The 16,403-nt window shown below is 72.0% G+C and carries 13 protein-coding genes; 10 read left to right on the top strand and 3 right to left on the bottom strand.

From position 1 onward, the window contains the following. Position 1: 1 nt before the first annotated feature. The 3 genes from ABZ454_RS17125 to ABZ454_RS17115 are packed head-to-tail and all read left to right on the top strand — an operon-like array spanning position 2 to position 3,911. A complete protein-coding gene (locus ABZ454_RS17125; protein WP_359538782.1) occupies positions 2-1,975 on the top strand; it encodes a dipeptide/oligopeptide/nickel ABC transporter permease/ATP-binding protein in 1,974 nt (657 codons plus the stop codon). Continuing rightward, a complete protein-coding gene (locus ABZ454_RS17120) occupies positions 1,972-2,979 on the top strand; it encodes an ABC transporter ATP-binding protein (protein WP_359538779.1) in 1,008 nt (335 codons plus the stop codon). Before ABZ454_RS17125 ends, ABZ454_RS17120 begins: the two co-directional genes overlap by 4 nt. Next, positions 2,976-3,911: a dihydrodipicolinate synthase family protein gene (locus ABZ454_RS17115; protein WP_359538777.1), complete on the top strand. Its 936-nt coding sequence runs from the start codon at positions 2,976-2,978 to the stop codon at positions 3,909-3,911. The genes ABZ454_RS17120 and ABZ454_RS17115 overlap by 4 nt, the downstream gene beginning before the upstream one ends. Positions 3,912-3,984: 73 nt before the next feature. On the opposite strand, the gene ABZ454_RS17110 is transcribed toward ABZ454_RS17115, so the two are convergent. After that, positions 3,985-4,953, bottom strand: a complete 969-nt coding sequence (locus tag ABZ454_RS17110) for a chaplin (RefSeq protein ID WP_359538774.1) — start codon at positions 4,951-4,953, stop codon at positions 3,985-3,987. 505 nt (positions 4,954-5,458) lie between these two features. On the opposite strand from ABZ454_RS17110, the gene ABZ454_RS17105 reads away from it, so the two are divergent. From ABZ454_RS17105 to ABZ454_RS17080, 6 genes are all read left to right on the top strand, one after another. Beyond that, positions 5,459-5,701: a hypothetical protein gene (locus tag ABZ454_RS17105; RefSeq protein WP_359538773.1), complete on the top strand. Its 243-nt coding sequence runs from the start codon at positions 5,459-5,461 to the stop codon at positions 5,699-5,701. A gap of 100 nt (positions 5,702-5,801) precedes the next feature. Beyond that, positions 5,802-6,086: a hypothetical protein gene (locus tag ABZ454_RS17100; RefSeq protein ID WP_359538771.1), complete on the top strand. Its 285-nt coding sequence runs from the start codon at positions 5,802-5,804 to the stop codon at positions 6,084-6,086. 494 nt (positions 6,087-6,580) lie between these two features. Next, the gene (locus ABZ454_RS17095; RefSeq protein WP_359538770.1) at positions 6,581-6,868 is read left to right on the top strand and encodes a hypothetical protein; all 288 of its coding nucleotides are present in this window, start codon (positions 6,581-6,583) and stop codon (positions 6,866-6,868) included. A gap of 139 nt (positions 6,869-7,007) precedes the next feature. Next, positions 7,008-7,208 carry a hypothetical protein gene (locus ABZ454_RS17090; RefSeq protein WP_359538768.1) on the top strand — a complete coding sequence of 67 codons (201 nt, stop codon included), beginning with the start codon at positions 7,008-7,010 and terminating at the stop codon, positions 7,206-7,208. A gap of 334 nt (positions 7,209-7,542) precedes the next feature. Then, a complete protein-coding gene (gene rsgA, locus ABZ454_RS17085) occupies positions 7,543-8,721 on the top strand; it encodes a ribosome small subunit-dependent GTPase A (protein WP_359538766.1) in 1,179 nt (392 codons plus the stop codon). A gap of 73 nt (positions 8,722-8,794) precedes the next feature. Next, a complete protein-coding gene (locus ABZ454_RS17080) occupies positions 8,795-10,162 on the top strand; it encodes an AlkA N-terminal domain-containing protein (protein WP_359539085.1) in 1,368 nt (455 codons plus the stop codon). A gap of 98 nt (positions 10,163-10,260) precedes the next feature. On the opposite strand, the gene ABZ454_RS17075 is transcribed toward ABZ454_RS17080, so the two are convergent. Both ABZ454_RS17075 and ABZ454_RS17070 read right to left on the bottom strand, forming a co-directional pair. Continuing rightward, positions 10,261-10,743, bottom strand: a complete 483-nt coding sequence (locus ABZ454_RS17075; RefSeq protein WP_356312664.1) for a DUF456 domain-containing protein — start codon at positions 10,741-10,743, stop codon at positions 10,261-10,263. Between the two features lie 102 nt (positions 10,744-10,845). After that, positions 10,846-11,835: a helix-turn-helix domain-containing protein gene (locus tag ABZ454_RS17070; RefSeq protein ID WP_356312667.1), complete on the bottom strand. Its 990-nt coding sequence runs from the start codon at positions 11,833-11,835 to the stop codon at positions 10,846-10,848. A gap of 209 nt (positions 11,836-12,044) precedes the next feature. On the opposite strand from ABZ454_RS17070, the gene ABZ454_RS17065 reads away from it, so the two are divergent. Continuing rightward, entirely contained in the window at positions 12,045-15,815 is a 3,771-nt protein-coding gene (locus tag ABZ454_RS17065; RefSeq protein ID WP_359538762.1) for a S8 family serine peptidase, read from the top strand. Positions 15,816-16,403: the final 588 nt, after the last annotated feature.

The following is a 16,403-nucleotide window of genomic DNA, read 5'->3' as shown; positions in this document are numbered from 1 at the left end:
CATGTTCGCCACGGGCCGTCTGGCCAAGAAGCTCTCCCGACCGGGCGTCGCCTTCCGCGCCCTCCCGGTAACCTCCCGCGTCGCCCTCGGCGTCCTGATCGTCGTCGTCCTCGGCGCGATACTCGCCCCCCTGCTCACCCAGGACCCGCTGGCCACGGGCAACCCCGTCCAGGCCCCGAGCGGTGAACACTGGTTCGGCACCGACCGGGCGGGACGCGACGTGTTCGCCCGGGTCGTGCACGGATCGCGCTACTCCCTGATCATCGGCCTCGGCGCGACCGCCTGCGCCCTGATCGCCGGATCCCTGCTCGGCTCGCTCGCCGCCACCTCGCGCAAGCTCGGCGACGAGTCCGTCATGCGCACGCTCGACGTCATCATGTCGTTCCCGCCGATCGCGCTCGCGGCCGTCCTCGTCGCCGTGTTCGGCACCAGCATCCCGGTGATCATCTTCACCATCGCCTTCGTGTACACCCCGTCGCTGGCCCGCGTGGTCCGCGCCAACGTCCTCTCCCAGTACGGCGAGGACTACGTCGCCGCCGAGAAGGTCATCGGCGCCCGGCGGGGCTACATCGTGCTCCGCCACGTCGCGGTCAACTGCATGGCCCCGGTCATGGTCTTCGCGACCGTCATGGTCGCCGAGGCCATCATCTTCGAGGCCAGCCTCTCGTTCATCGGCGCCGGTGTGCAGGACCCCGACCCCAGCTGGGGCAGCGTCCTCGCCTACGGCCGGCAGATCCTCCTGGCGGGCGGCTGGTGGGCCACCTTCTTCCCCGGCCTGGCCCTGCTGATCACCGTCCTCGCGCTCAACATCCTCTCCGAGGGCCTCACCGACGCCTCCGCCGCGCCCAAGAGCGCCCGCCCCGCCGTCGACCCCACCGCCACCACGGCGCCGGACCCGGTCGAGGCCGCCGCCACCGTCGACATCGACGCCGCCCTCGCCAAGCTCGCCCGGCACATCGACGCCACCGAGCCCACCATCACACCGGTGCGCGGGGACGCCGCCGAACTCCTCGTCGTACGCGACCTGGCGATCCGCTTCCCGGACCGCTACGGCGAGATCCCCGTCGTCGACCAGCTGAACTTCACCGTCCACGAGGGCGAGACCCTCGGGCTGGTCGGCGAGTCCGGCTGCGGTAAATCCATCACCAGCCTCGCCGTCATGGGTCTCCTCGCCCGCAACGCCGAGGTCAGCGGCGAGATCCTCTACCGAGGCCGGGACCTGCTGAAGCTCCCGCCCAAGGAGCGCCGCGCCCTGATGGGCCCCGAGATCGCGATGGTCTACCAGGACGCGCTCTCCTCCCTCAACCCCTCCGTGCTCGTGGGCACCCAGCTCAGGCAGCTGACCTCGCGCGGCGGTACGAAGACGCCCGCCGAGCTCCTGGAACTCGTCGGCCTCTCGCCCGAGCGCACCCTGCGCAGCTACCCGCACGAGCTCTCCGGCGGCCAGCGCCAGCGCGTCCTCATCGCCATGGCCCTGTCCCGCAGCCCCCGCCTCCTCATCGCGGACGAGCCGACCACCGCCCTCGACGTCACCGTCCAGGCGCAGGTCGTCGAACTCCTCATCAGGCTCCGCGACGAGCTCGGCTTCGCCATGGTGCTGGTCTCGCACGACCTCGCCCTCGTCGGCGACCTCTCCCACCGGGTGGCCGTGATGTACGCGGGACGGCTCGCCGAGGTCGGCGACACCCGGGCGGTGCTCACCGACCCCGCCCACCACTACAGCCGCGGTCTCCTCGGCTCAGTGGTCTCCCTGGAAGCCGGCGCGAAGCGGCTTCACCAGATCCGCGGCGTCGTCCCCGCACCCCAGGGCTTCGGTACGGGATGCCGCTTCGCAGGCCGCTGCGGCGCGGCGACCGGCCTCTGCCGCACCACCACACCCGCACTCACCGGGCGCGGCGCCACGAAGGACCACGGCTTCGCCTGCCACCACCCGGCCGGGGCCACCGCGAAGAAGCTCGAAGGGAGCGCCCTGTGATCAGGCTCGACGGCGTTCACGTACGCCACAAGGCACGCAGCGGAGGCCTCTTCAGCCGCGACGCCGTCCACGCGCTGACCGACGCCACGCTGGAGGTGAAGCGCGGCGAGATCGTCGGACTGGTCGGCGAGTCCGGCTGCGGCAAGTCGACGCTGGCCCGGGTACTGACCGGCCTGCAGAAGCCCACCGAGGGCACGGTCACCTTCCACGGCAAGGACCTGTGGGAGATGTCGGGGTCCCAGCGGCGCGACGACTTCGGCTCCGCCGTCGGTGTCGTCTTCCAGGACCCGTCCACCGCGCTGAACCCACGGCTCACGGTCCGTCAGATCCTGCGCGACCCGCTGGACGTGCACCGCCGGGGCACCCGCGAGGAGCGCGAGGCACGCGTCGAGGAACTCCTCGACCTGGTCGGTCTCCCGGCGCACACGCTGGCCGCGCTGCCCGGCCAGCTCTCCGGCGGACAGCGCCAGCGCGTCGCCATCGCCCGGGCCCTGGCCCTCGAGCCGGAACTGATCGTCGCCGACGAGCCCACGTCCGCGCTCGACGTCTCGGTCCGCGCCCAGGTCCTCAACCTGCTGGTGGACCTGCGCGAACGCCTGGGCCTCGGCATGGTGTTCATCTCGCACGACATCCAGACCGTGCGCTACCTCGCCGACCGCATCGCCGTCCTCTACCTCGGCCGCATCGTCGAGGAGGGGCGCGCGGCCGACGTCGCGGGCGCTCCCTCGCACCCGTACACCGAGGCACTGCTCTCCGCGACCCCCAGTCTGCTGGAGACCACCGAGCGCATCGTGCTCACCGGCCCCGTCCCCTCGGCGACCAATCCGCCGACCGGCTGCCCGTTCCGCACCCGCTGCTGGAAGGCCGACGACGCGTGCGCCACGGTCTTCCCGGTCCGCACCGACGGTCCCGAGGGCCATCGCTGGCACTGCGTCCACCCCCAGACCCCCGCGTCCCCCTCCGGGGACCCGACCCCCGTACCGTCCGCAAGGAGCACCGCATGACCGCCCGAACCCCCCGCTACCCGGGAGTGATCCCGCCCGTCGTCACTCCGCTCACCGCGGACGGCGAGCTCGACCGCCCCTCCCTGGAGCGGGTCGTGGGGCATCTCCTCGACGGTGGTGTCAGCGGGCTCTTCGCCCTCGGCAGTTCCGGCGAGACCGCCTACCTGACGCCCGGACAGCAGGACGAGGTCATCGAGGTCGTCACGGCGGCCGCCGCGGGCCAGGTGCCGGTCCTCGTCGGCGCGATCGAGACCACCACCAACCGGGCGATCGAACGCGGCCGGCGCGCCGCCGCGCTCGGCGCGGACGCCGTCGTCGTCACCGCGCCGTTCTACACCCGCACGCACGACCTGGAGATCGACCGGCACTTCCGGGACGTCGCCGCCGCCGTCGACCTGCCGCTCCTGGCGTACGACGTGCCGGTCTGCGTCCACAGCAAGCTGGACCCGGAACTGCTGCTGCCGCTCGCGGCCGACGGGGTGCTGGCCGGCGTGAAGGACTCCAGCGGGGACGACGGCTCGTTCCGCCGCCTGGTCATCGGCGCCCGTGAGCTGCCCGGCTTCTCCGTCCTCACCGGCCATGAGCTGGTCGTCGACGCGATGATGCTCAGTGGTGCCGACGGCTCGGTCCCGGGGCTCGGCAACGTCGACCCGCACGGGTACGTACGCCTCCACCACGCCGCGGTGCGGGGCGACTGGGCGGCGGCGAAGGCCGAACAGGACCGGCTCGTCGCGCTCTTCGACATCATCCGGGCCGCCCGCCCCGGCACCGCGTCCGCCACGGCGGCCGGACTCGGCGCGTTCAAGACCGCGCTGATGCTGCGCGGGGTCATCTCCACCAACGTGATGAGCCCGCCGATGCGCCGGCTGGACGCCGCGGAGACGGCCACGATCGCCACCTGCCTCGACCGCGCGGGGCTTTCCCGGGTCTGACGCCCGGACATGAGAAGGTCCGGCCGGACAGCTTCGTGCTGTCCGGCCGGACCTTTTCGCGTCGGGGGCTACATCACTTCTGAGCGGCGCGGCTGCGGCGCATCAGCAGGCCGCCACCGAGCACCAGCGCGGCGCTGGCGGCGCCGGCGATGCCCAGGTTCTCACTGGCGCCGGTGTGCGCCATCTGCGGCGGCTTGTGGTGCTTGGTGGGGGTGTGGTGCCAGGTGTGGGTCGGCGGGTTGTGCGGGTGCCAGGTGTGCGTCGGCGGGTTGTGCGTGGGCGGGTTGTGGTGCGGGGGGTGGGTCGGCGGGTTGTGGTGCGGGGGGTTGTGGTGCGGCGGCTTGTGGTGCTCCGGAGGGCAGTCGCTGTCGTGGTCGTGACCCTTCGGCGGCTTCGGGTGCTCGTGGTGCGTGGGCGGCTTGTGGTGCGTCGGCGGCTTGTGGTGGTGCGGGGGCTTCGGGTGGTGGGCCTCGCCCGACTCGTTCTCGCACTCGTTGCCGAAGGTGGGGTTCAGCGCGCCGACCACGTCGACCGTGTTGCCGCAGGCGTTGAGCGGGAGGTCGAGCGGGGCCTGGACCGCGTTGCCCGACAGCGCGCCGGGAGAACCGACGGCCACAGCGTGGGCCTCCGCACCCTTGTGGCCTCCGCCGGAGTGGCCCTCGTCAGAGCGGCCCTTCTCAGCGCGGCCCTCGTCAGAGCGGCCCTTGTCGGAGTGGCCCTTTTCAGCGTGGCCCTTGTCGGAGTGGCCCTTGTCGGAGTGGCCCTTTTCAGCGTGGCCCTTGTCGGAGTGGCCCTTGTCCGCGTGGCCCCCGTGACCGTGGCCGCTCTCGTTCTCGCACTCGTTGCCGAAGGCGGGGTTCAGCGCGCCGATCACGTCGACCGTGTTGCCGCAGAGGTTGACGGGAATGTGCAGCGGCGCCTGTGCGGCGTTGCCCGAGGCGAAACCGGGTGACCCGACCGCGACGGCGTCGGCCGACGCGTCCGCGAGGGCACTTCCGCCGGTGGCGGTCAGGATGCCTGATGCCGCGGCCATGACGAGCATGCTTTTACTCAAGGCTTTTCGCACTTAATTTGCCTTTCAAATGCCTGCACCTGGGTCGCCTCGCAGGCGCGAGGGTCCCTGTAGGCGGTGCGGTTTCTGGGTGGTGCCAGGACATCCGGCGAGCCGTCGTTCAGGCGTTCCCTGGACGACACCCCTAACGACTGAAGGAGGCCGAGGAAACTCGAAGTCGGGAAAAAACTTCGTATTACCTCGAACGGGTTACGAGCGTGAGTTCGCTTGCCCGGTCCGGCCGGTCGGGCGCCGCGGCTGCCGCCGGATTGTGAGGTCCGCCCCGAAGCGCATCAGCGCGGTCTCCGCCGGAGAATGCCGATGCGGCCGAGGCGTGCGGCTTCACTCGTCCGGCGCACAACCGAAATAAGTGCGCCTTCGTTTGTCAGGGTGGCGATTGCAGAAATCGAGGCGTGTCGTACGGGCCTCAACGAATTCTGATTGCCGACGGAAAAAGTGTCCACAGTCACTCAAACGATGGAGTTATCCGGTGTTCGTGAAACGCATTGCCGCCGTCTCGCTGTCTGCCGCGGCCCTCATGGTTGCCGGGGCGGGCGCGGCTCAGGCGCACGACGAACCCAAGTTCCAGAACAACACGCAGATCCTCTCGTGCCTGAGCCTGGAGGTTCTGGACATTCCGATCGCGTCCGCGGCGAACAACAACATCGACTGCTCGCGCAATCACGTGTCCGAGCAGACCATGACCTACGCCGCGGGAACCGACCGCGTCGAGGACTGAACGTAAGCGGCCCCGGCGCGGCGGACTCGCCGGAGGGCCTTCGGCCTCCGGAAGTCGGGCGCGCGCCTGCACCCCCCACCACGCAGAAGGAGAAAAGGGCATGAACCTCAGGAAGACCGTTGCCTGCACCGTCGCCGCACTGGCCTTCGCCGGGGCCGCTGCCGGTTCCGCCCAGGCAGCCGACGACGGCTCGGCGAAGTTCGTGAACAACACCCAGGTCCTCAGCTGTGACACGGTCGAAGTTCTCGACATTCCGATCCTGTCGGCCGCCAACAACAGCATCGACTGCTCGGACAACGCCAAGGAGAAGGCATCCGCGAACGTTCTCCACGTCGATGAGGAGCACGCACAGGCGGGCGCAGCCGCAGCCCCGCGTGGCCGCTGACGCCTGGCAAGCGTCACTGGACCACCGGCCCGGCCATCTCGCCGGGCGCCGGCTCCTCGCGCCGCATGCCCCCTCGGCCTGGAATTCTTCCGGGTCGAGGGGGCATGCGTGCGTCAGCCGTTGCGCCGAAAACCGGCTGGTGCTTCCCGCCCTGTCGCACGGGCGCTGCCGGCGAATGTCACGCCGAACGGCAAAAGTGTCGAAGTGGCCAGTGGAAACCGAGAGGTTCGGCCGCGGCGGGACCGGTTCGTAATGATTAACCCGATTGGGGCAATACCTCAGGGAATCGGTTTCGTTTACTGGTTGGAGACATCGGGGCGCAGCATCGTCCGGCAGGCGCAATAAGGCGCATGGATGGGCCGATGAGGTGCTCCGGAGTCCCGGTCGTGCATGACTTCAGGTTTTTCGCCGGTGTTTCAGGATTTCCTCCCGGAACCACCTCGGTTCCATGAAACAAGCGGGCGAGATCCCCCATAACCAAGAAGGAGTTCCCTATGAACATCAAGAAGACGATGGCCTGCACCGTTGTCGCCCTGGCCTTCGCCGGTGCGGCCGCCGGTACCGCCTCGGCGGCCGACAACGACTCGCCGAAGTTCGAGAACAACACCCAGGTCCTCAGCTGCGACGTGGTCGAGGTCATCGACATCCCGATCCTGTCGGCCGCCAACAACAACATCGACTGCTCGGACAACGTCAAGGAAGAGCACACGCTGAACATCACCGACATCGACGAGGAGCACGCCCAGGCCGCCGCGGCCGTCGTCGCGCCGAACCGGCACTGACACCTCACGGTGACACGCCGCCGTCCCGGCTTCTGCCGGGGCGGCGGCTTCTTCATGTCCGGGCCGCGCGCGGCATGTGCGTTGCGCCGGATGACGTAAGGACGGCTGCGGTCCGGTGCCGGGCGGGTAACGCACCTTCATGGACCAGTACGACAGTCAGCAGCCGTGGATGCGTCATCGGGACGCGGAACCCGACACCCCGATCTATGACCGACTGGTCGCCGAGTGGCGGTCGGCGGCTTCAAGCCCTCAGCCCCTGCCGGCCTCCCCGCCGCGGCCCCCGCGCGTGCGCGGGTTCGTTCCAGCGGCCCGCGCCGCCGCGGACGGAGCCGCCGGCTGAACGAACGGCGCCCGCGCCGGAGCGCACGCCCTGTCCGGCGCTCCGGCGGCTCCGGCGCCCCGCCAGGAACGGGCGGACGGGAAAAAGGTGTTGACGCCGTCCGGGACGGCCCGGCTAAGGTGTGCAGCGTTCCGCACCGGGCCGTGACCACCATGGCCGGCCGGAGGCGGAACCACAGGAAACCGGAGGTGAGGACATTGATGACTGTCGTTGCGGTGGGCGCTGCCCACAAGCCGAAGAGCATCGTTCCCACCCCCGTGGCCACCGGCTGACCGACTCGAGAACCTCCGCGCCGCAGTGCGCACCGCCGGGGCCACCCTGTGAAGGGTTTCCCTTGTCTTTCCCGTCTTCTTCTCCTTCTTTCTCCTCCGGACTCCAGGGCTCCTCGGCGTCGCACCCCCTGACCGCCTACGGCTGGGACGACGGCTGGGCGGCCGAGTTCGCCCCCTACGCCGAACAGGGGCTGCTGCCCGGGCGCGTGGTGCGGGTCGACCGCGGGCAGTGCGACATCGTCACCCCGCACGGCACGGTCCGCGCGGACACCGCGTTCGTCGTGCCCCGTGACCCGATGCGGATCGTCTGCACGGGCGACTGGGCGGCCGTCGATCCCGACGGCGACCCGCAGTTCGTCCGTACGCTGCTGCCGCGGCGCACCGCTTTCGTCCGCTCCACCTCGTCCCAGCGCTCCGAGGGCCAGGTGCTCGCCACCAACGTCGATCACATCGCCATCTGCGTCTCGCTGGCCGTCGAACTCGACCTCGGCCGGGTGGAGCGCTTCCTCGCCCTGGCGATGTCCGCCGCCGGCGGTGACGCGCTGCTCCGGGACGGGGCGGCGGACGGGGGCGGGGCCCCCGAGACCCTCGTCGTCCTGACCAAGGCCGACCTGGTCCCGGACGCCGTCACGCTCTCCCACCTCGTACAGGACGTCGAGCGGCTCGCGCCCGGCGTGCAGGTGCTGCCCGTCAGCTCCGCCACCGGGGAGGGCGTCGACGTGTTCGCCGCCATCGTCTCCGGCGGTACGAGCGTGCTGCTCGGCGCCTCCGGTGCGGGCAAGTCCACCCTGGCCAACACCCTGCTGGGGCGCGACGAGATGGAGGTGCAGGCCACCCGGGACATGGACGGCAAGGGCCGGCACACCACGACGACCCGCAATCTGCTGGTGCTGCCCTCCGGCGGGGTTCTCATCGACACCCCGGGACTGCGCGGCGTCGGCCTGTGGGACGCGGAGACCGGCGTCGGGCAGGTCTTCTCCGAGATCGCGGAACTGGCCGCGACGTGCCGGTTCCACGACTGCGCCCACGAGGCCGAGCCCGGCTGCGCGGTGATGGCGGCGATCGAGGACGGATCGCTGCCCGAGCGGCGCATGGACAGCTACCGCAAGCTGCTCCGCGAGAACCAGCGCATCGTCGCCAAGACGGATGCCCGGGTCCGCTCCGAGATCCGGCGCGACTGGAAGCGCAAGGGGGCCGAGGGCCGGGCCGCCATGGAGGCGAAGCGCGGCCGGGTGCGGTAGCCCGGAACGGCCCTGGTCGACGTCCGAAATCCGCGAGTGCGGCGGGGCGCGTTGTCGCACACTGGACGGTGTGATGGACGAAGAGACCAGGTACGAGGCGGTGAGCAGCCGCGACGCGCGTTTCGACGGGGAGTTCTTCTTCGCCGTCGAGACGACCGGCATCTACTGCCGGCCGAGCTGCCCCGCCGTCACCCCCAAGCGCAAGAACGTCCGCTTCTACCCGACCGCGGCCGCCGCCCAGGGCAACGGCTTCCGGGCGTGCCGGCGCTGCCGCCCGGACGCCGTTCCCGGCTCCGCGGACTGGAACGTCCGGGCGGACGTGGTCGGCCGCGCCATGCGGATGATCGGCGACGGTGTGGTGGACCGGGAAGGCGTCCCCGGCCTCGCCCACCGGCTCGGGTACAGCGCGCGGCAGGTCCAGCGGCAGCTCAACGCCGAGCTGGGCGCCGGGCCGGTCGCCCTGGCCCGCGCCCAGCGCGCGCACACCGCACGCCTCCTGCTCCAGACCACCGCGCTGCCCGTCACCGAGATCGCCTTCGCGGCCGGCTTCGCCAGCGTGCGCCAGTTCAACGACACCGTCCGGCAGATCTACGCCCGCACTCCGAGCGAGCTGCGGACCGAGGCCGGCACCGGGCTCGGCGCCGCCGTCCGGGAGGCCCGCACCACCGGAATCCCGCTCCGGCTCGCCCATCGGGGGCCGTACGCGGCCCGTGAGGTCTTCGACCTGCTCGCCGACGAGACGGTCGCCCGGATCGAGGAGGTCAGCGGGGAGCCCGGTGCCCGGACCTACCGCCGCACCCTGCGCCTGCCGCACGGGACCGGCATCGCCGCCGTGGACGAGCGGTCCGCGGGCGGCTGGCTGGAGGCGCGCATCCACCTCACGGACCTGCGCGATCTGACCACCGCGGTGCAGCGGCTGCGCCGCCTCTTCGACCTGGACGCCGATCCGTACGCCGTGGACGAGCTGCTGGGCGGCGATCCCATGTTCGCGGCCGCGGTAGCCGCCCGCCCGGGAGTGCGCTCGCCCGGTACGGCGGACCCCGAGGAGTTCGCGGTACGGGCGCTGCTGGGCCCGGCTGCCGCCGCGGATCTGGTCGAGGCGTACGGCAAGGTCCTGGACGTGCCCTGCGGCGGGCTCACCCATGTCTTTCCCGAACCGGGCGTCCTGGCCGGTGCGGTGGGCGATCCCGCGCTGCGGGCGCTCGCCGCCGCCCTCGCCGACGGCGACGTACGGCTCGACGCGGGCGCCGACCGGGACGAGGCCGGGCAGGCGCTGCTGCGGCTGCCCGGTATCACCCCCGCCACCGCCGCGCTGATCCGCATGCGCGGGCTGGGCGACCCCGATGTGGACCCGTACGGGACGCCCGGCTCGGACCGGTGGCGGCCGTGGCGCTCGTACGGTGTCCGCCGCGCGGAGCTCATGGCACGGGTGCCCGCGTAACGGGGGTTCAGGCCGGCAGGCCCCGGCGCGGCGCGGGTTCGTCCGCCGTGACCGGGCGGAACGGAAGTCATGGACGGTGAGGCCCTGGGGGCGTGCCGTCAGCCCCAGATCACCGCGCCCAGCCACGCGCCCGCCACCAGCAGGCACGCGAACAGCTCGACGAGCACGGAGTAGCCGGTCGCCCGCATCACCGAGCGGACGGACGCCCAGCCGGCCCCGCGGCTGCCCAGTCGCAGCCGCTCCGCCCCGTAGATCACGCCCACGTACCCGGCGATCGCTCCGACCACCGGGAGCACGAAGAATCCGGCGATCGCGCCGATCCCGCCGAGCATCAGCGTGCGCCGCGGCGCCCCGGACTCGCGGGGGCGGCGCGGGGGCAGGAGCGGTTTCAGCGCCTGGTTCAGCAGCAGCAGCGCCGTGGCCCCGATCAGTACGCCCCAGGCAGCCGGCGTCATGTCCGTCAGCGCCCACCACAGGACGGCGGCCCAGACGATCGCCTGCCCGGGCACACCGGGCGCCGGCACGCCGATCAGGCCGAGCAACATGACCAGACCGACGGCGACGAGCTGCCACACACTCATCTGACCAGCCTGCCGGAATCCGGCCGGTCCCGCCCGTCGTCACGGCCCGGCCCAGGCCCGTCAGCGCAGCTCAGAGGCACGACGCCGGGGGCTCGGGCCCGTTCAGGGCCGCGGTTCGCGGGCGACCCAGCCCCGCTCGTACGCATGCCAGCCCAGCTGCAGCCGCGTCGAGACCCCGGTGAGCTCCATCAGGCCCTTGACCCGGCGCTGCACCGTGCGCAGCCCCAGATCCAGCTGCTTCGCCACGCTGGCATCGGTCAGGCCGGCCAGCAGCAGTGACAGGATCTCCAGATCCGTCGGATCGGGTCCGGTCGGCTGCTCACCGACCCGGCCGCTCTCGGCGAGCCGCAGCGGCATCGCCTCGCGCCACACCGCCTCGAACAGCCCCGTCAGCGACTCCAGCAGCCCCGACCCGTGCACCACCAGGGCCGCGGGCTCCGCGCCGCGGCCGGTCAGTGGCACCATCGCCAGCGCCCCGTCCGCGATGACCAGCTTCGTCGGCACCCGGTCCACCACTCGGCACTGCTCGTCACGGCTCAGCGCGGCCGACAGCTCCACGATCCCCGAAGGCAGCCCCAGCACCTCGCGCTCGACCACCACCCGGAACGACACCCCACGGGTGGCGGCCTGCTCCTCGGACTCGTTGTCGAGCCCGCTGACCGCGATCGGGTTCCCGGTGACCAGGGCGCACACCTCGCTCGCCGCCCCCAGCTGCAGCTGATGGAAACGATGGGCCACGGCGCTCGCCCCGGTGACCACCTCGACCAGATCGTGCACGGCGGGCTCGGCTGCGTCCGCCCGGTACTCCTCGGCCAGCAGCGCCGCGGCCAGCTCCGCCTGCTCCAGTTCATGGCGCTGCTGCGTCAGCAGCGCCCCCAGCGCGACCCCGGGCGGAGCCGCCACCCACCGCTCGGTACGGGCCGACGACTGGGCGGCCAGCCCGTGCTGCTCCAGTCTCCGCAGCGCCCGCTCGGTGTCCCGTTCGGACAGGGCCAGCCGGTGCGCGAGGTCGGAGACCTCCGCAGCTCCCACGGCCACGAGCGCGCGGTAGGCCGACTCCTGTGTCTCGTCGAGACCTATGGCTCCCAGCATCCCCGGACCTCTCCGACCGCGTGGCTTCCCTGTGATGTCGTGCTGCTCGGCGGGCATCCGTGGCGGAAAGCAGCCACGGCGTAAACCCGCCGTGGCACATCATCCCTGTACCGCCCGTCACTCTGCCAATGTGGCGCCACCGCAGCACCAACAACCTCCGGAATGCTGGCGTTTGAGCCAGTTCGTTCCGGTCCTACTTGGGGAGAGCGATGCGTCCGATATCGCGCACGGCACTGGGGGCGGCCACCGCCGCCGTCCTCGCCGTCACGGTCATCGCACCGTCCGTGGCAGCGCCACAGGGCGACGCGACCACGAAGAGACCGCTGACCGGCAGCGCCGCCGCCACCGCCCAGGGGGACCGCCCGGTCACCGTCACGCTGGTCACCGGTGACAAGGTGCTGGTGAGCACCGACGGTTCGGGCAACGCCTCCGCCACCGCGCAGGCTCGCGAGGACGGCACCGTCCCCCTCGTGCAGACCCGCCGCTCGGGCAAGGACCTCTACGTCTACCCGGACACCGCGGCGAAGGCGCTCGCCGCCGGCACCGTCGACGAGGAGCTCTTCAACGTCACCGGGCTCATCCGCCAGGGGTACGACGACGCGCACGCGGACTCCGTACCGCTGATCGCGACCTACTCCCAGGACACCGCGCGCAGCGCGCCCGCCACCCCGCGCGGCGCCGAGCGCGGCCTCGCCCTCCCGGCGATCGACGGTGTGGCGCTCAAGGCCGACAAGAAGCTGACCGCCGGGTTCTGGTCGGACATCGCGGGAACCACCCGGGCCCGCTCCACCACCGGGCTGAAGAAGCTCTGGCTCGACCGCAAGGTCGAGGCCAGCCTCGACCGCTCCACCCGGCAGATCGGCGCCGACCTCGCCTGGGCCGCCGGCTACGACGGCAAGGGCACCAAGGTCGCCGTCCTCGACACCGGCGCCGACGCCGAACACCCGGACCTCAAGGGCCGGATCACCGCGTCGGAGAACTTCACCGACTCCGACACCACCGACGACCGCCAGGGCCACGGCACCCACACGCTCTCCACCGTGGGCGGTTCCGGCGCGGCCAGTGACGGCAGGAAGAAGGGCGTCGCCCCCGGCGCCGACCTGCTCGTCGGCAAGGTGCTCAACGACAGCGGGTCCGGCGACTCCTCCTGGATCATCGCGGGCATGCAGTGGGCCGTCGACCAGAAGGCCGACGTCGTCTCGATGAGCCTGGGCAGCCAGACCCCCACCGACTGCACCGACCCGATGAGCATGGCCGCCGAGGAACTCGGCAAGAGCAAGGACACCCTGTTCGTCATCGCGGCCGGCAACGCGGGACCGTCGCTCAACACCGTCTCCTCGCCCGGGTGCGCGCCCAGCGTGCTGACCGTCGGCGCGGTCGACCGCGACGACTCCACCGCCCCGTTCTCCAGCCGCGGCCCCGCGATCGTCTCGCACACCCTGAAGCCCGAGATCGCCGCCCCCGGCGTCGACATCTCCGCCGCCGCGGCAGGCGGCCGCGGCGTTTACGCGTACCAGTCGATGTCCGGTACGTCGATGGCCACCCCGCATGTCGCGGGCGCCGCCGCCATCGTCAAGGAACGGCATCCGGACTGGACGGCCCAGCAGGTCAAGGCGGCCCTGGTGTCGTCAGCGAAGAGCGACATCCCCGGTGACGTACGCGAGACCGGCGGCGGCAGGCTCGACGTCAAGGCCGCCATCGACACGACGCTCACCGGCGCGCCCGCCGTCCAGGGCGGCACCTTCAACTGGCCGCAGGACAAGACGGACCGCACCACCGTGCGGATCCCGTACACCAACACGGGCGACAAGCCGGTGAAGCTCTCGCTCACCCTCCAGGGCGTCACGGGCAACGACGGTTCCGCCGTCCGGTCCGCCGTCGCCGCGCTCGGCGCGAAGAGCGTCACCGTGCCCGCCGGCGCGACGGCCGAGGTCCCCCTGAAGCTCGACCCGACCGCCCGCCTCCAGGACAGCCAGTACGGTGACGTCACCGGCCGGGTGCTGGCCACCGCCGCCGGCGGCGTCAAGGTCTCCACCCCGTTCTCGCTGTACGTCGGGGCCGAGACCGTCACCCTGCGCGTCAAGCTGATCGACCGCAACGGCGAGCCCGCCACCGGCTCGTCCTCGCTGGACGTCATCGGCACCGACACCGCCACCGGCGAGCGCCGCTTCAACGACGGCTCGGCCGACCAGGTGTACGAGGTGCGCCCGGGCGCCTACTTCGTCTCCAGCTTCATCGTCTCCGCCGACCCCGACGACGCCACGGGCCGCCTCGCGGGTTCCGTCGGCTACCTCGCCAGGCCGCAACTGGACGTCACCAAGGACACCACCCTGGTGCTCGACGCCCGCACGGCCCACCGGATCAAGGTGAAGACCGAGGACCGCACCACCGAGACCCACGGTGCCACCCTCGCCTTCGGCCGCAGCTGGGACGACGTCTGGCTGCACTCCGGGTCCATCGCCGGCAGCGGCGCTGTCAAGGACTACCTGGTCGACATCCAGGGCAAGGCCCGGGACGGCGACTTCGAGTTCGACAGCTTCTGGCGCGCCTACGCCCCGCAGATCGAGAAGCTCGCGGTCGTCGGAGGCGCCACGCTGCACCCCACCCCCGCTTCCTCCGGTTCCGTCAACCTCGACGGCACCGGGCAGGCCGCACTCGTCGACGCCGGCACCGGCACGCCGGACGAGCTGAAGGCCGCCGGCGTCGCGGGCAAGATCGCCCTGATCGGGGTCACGGACGACGGCCTCATGGCCGTGCAGGCACGCGACGCCAAGGCCGCCGGCGCCGTGGCGGTCATCGCGCACCGTCCCTCGGCCGGTCCGTGGAAGCCGTCCGTCGGTTACGGCGCGGCGCCTCTGCCCTCCCTCGGCATCCAGGCGGACGAGGCGTCCGGCCTGAGCGCCGCGCTGGCAGCCGGGCCGGTGAAGCTGAGCTGGAAGGCCACCGCGGTCAGCCCGTTCGTCTACAACCTGTCCTTCCCCGAGACGGGCACCGTCACCTCCGACCGCACGTACAAGGTCAAGGACAGGACCCTCGGCACGGTCGAGTCCACCTACGAGTCCATGGGCGTCCGGGCCGACTACGTCGACTCGCTGCTCGCCGCCCGCCCTTACGGCACCACGTTCGGCGTCGGCGCCTTCGACAGCGTCGCAGCCCCGAGCAGGCGCACCGAGTACTACTCGTCGGGTGAGGGTTCCTGGCAGCGCTACGTCTCCTCCAGCTTCCCCTGGGGCGAGTTCATGGTCGACCGGGTGCGCACCTACCAGGCCGGTTCGCACCGCACCGAGCACTGGTACGGGGGCGTCCTCGTCCCGTCCGCGCCGCGCGACAGCCAGGGCAGGGAACTGCTCGCCGCCGAACGCCAGGACAACCTGATCGGCGTCGCCCCGGGCTTCTGGAGCGACAGCGAACACGGCGGCCTCCAGGGCTCCTTCGGGGACATGGGCAACATGCGCCTCAGCAGCGGCGGCACCGTGCTCGGTGAGTCCGGCTGGCCGTCCGGGGTGTTCACCGTCCCGGCCGAGGACGCCGCGTACGAACTCACCATGATGACCACGAAGGCGGGTCAGCCCGCCGCCGTGTGGAAGCGGTCCACCCGGACCGAGACCACGTGGAGGTTCCGCTCGCACCGGGACGAGAACGCCTACTCGCAGGGCATTCCGCTGCTCTTCCCGCACTACGGCCTGCCCTCGGACGGCATGAAGACCCTGGCGGCGAAGGACGGCCTGCAGATCGGCCTGAGCGCCTCGGGTCACGCCGGTTACACGCCGGGCGCGCTCACGGACGCCAAGGTCTCGTACTCGTACGACGGTGGCGCGACCTGGATCGCCGCCACCACCGCACAGCGGCAGGGCCGTTGGACCGCGACCGTGAACCACGCGGACGCGGCCGGCAAGCCGGTCACGCTGCGCACCGAACTGACGGACACCAACGGCAACTCCGTCGTCCAGACCGTCACCAACGCCTACGCCGTCCGCTGACGCGGCGTCACCGACCGGTCCGCCGGGGCGTCCTTCCCGTGGGGGGTGGGGCCGCCCGGCGGACCTCTTCCGTGACGCGCCCCGCCCCTTATTTGCCGATGCCCCGTTTTCGCACGGCCTCCGCGGTGGACAATAAGGGCATGAGTCAGCAGGGGGAGAGGCCCGCCGCCCACGAGGACGACTGGTGGCGCAGGCTGTATGACGAATCCGCCCCGGACACCGGGGCGAGCCACGTGGCCGACAGTCTCGACGACCGCTTCGACTCGGCGTCGGGCGCGGTGGGGCCCGCCGGCGGCGCGGCGTACGAGACCGCCGCCCCGGTGCCCGGACCGAGGCCGGAGTCGTCCGCCGTCACCCGAACGGCGGCCGCGTCGCCGGCTCCACCGCCCGAGGTGACCGCGCGCGCCCCGTGGGAGCCACCGGCCGGCCCACCCCGGCCCCGCACGTTCGCAGCGCCGCCGCCTCCGCCTTCCGTGCCGCCTGCGCCGCCCGCTTCCGTGCCGCCTGCGCCGCCCGCTTCCGCGCCGCCTGCGCCGCCCGCTTCCGCGCCGCCTGCGCCGCCCGCTTCCGCGCCGCCTGCGCCGCCCG

Origin of the sequence: Streptomyces sp. NPDC005803, from assembly GCF_040630435.1 — a bacterium.
In the GTDB taxonomy this organism is placed as follows: Bacteria; Actinomycetota; Actinomycetes; order Streptomycetales; family Streptomycetaceae; genus Streptomyces.
The sequence above is the reverse complement of the archived record's forward strand: the minus strand, read 5'-3'. Positions and strand labels throughout refer to the sequence as shown.

Excerpts from the sequence above, each read along its gene's own strand:
- ABZ454_RS17125 (WP_359538782.1), top strand. The coding sequence starts at position 2 with ATGTTCGCCACGGGCCGTCTGGCCAAGAAGCTCTCCCGACCGGGCGTC.
- ABZ454_RS17115 (WP_359538777.1), top strand. The coding sequence starts at position 2,976 with ATGACCGCCCGAACCCCCCGCTACCCGGGAGTGATCCCGCCCGTCGTC.
- ABZ454_RS17110 (WP_359538774.1), bottom strand. The coding sequence starts at position 4,953 with ATGCTCGTCATGGCCGCGGCATCAGGCATCCTGACCGCCACCGGCGGA.
- ABZ454_RS17100 (WP_359538771.1), top strand. The coding sequence starts at position 5,802 with ATGAACCTCAGGAAGACCGTTGCCTGCACCGTCGCCGCACTGGCCTTC.
- ABZ454_RS17095 (WP_359538770.1), top strand. The coding sequence starts at position 6,581 with ATGAACATCAAGAAGACGATGGCCTGCACCGTTGTCGCCCTGGCCTTC.
- ABZ454_RS17090 (WP_359538768.1), top strand. The coding sequence starts at position 7,008 with ATGGACCAGTACGACAGTCAGCAGCCGTGGATGCGTCATCGGGACGCG.
- ABZ454_RS17080 (WP_359539085.1), top strand. The coding sequence starts at position 8,795 with ATGGACGAAGAGACCAGGTACGAGGCGGTGAGCAGCCGCGACGCGCGT.
- ABZ454_RS17075 (WP_356312664.1), bottom strand. The coding sequence starts at position 10,743 with ATGAGTGTGTGGCAGCTCGTCGCCGTCGGTCTGGTCATGTTGCTCGGC.
- ABZ454_RS17070 (WP_356312667.1), bottom strand. The coding sequence starts at position 11,835 with ATGCTGGGAGCCATAGGTCTCGACGAGACACAGGAGTCGGCCTACCGC.
- ABZ454_RS17065 (WP_359538762.1), top strand. The coding sequence starts at position 12,045 with ATGCGTCCGATATCGCGCACGGCACTGGGGGCGGCCACCGCCGCCGTC.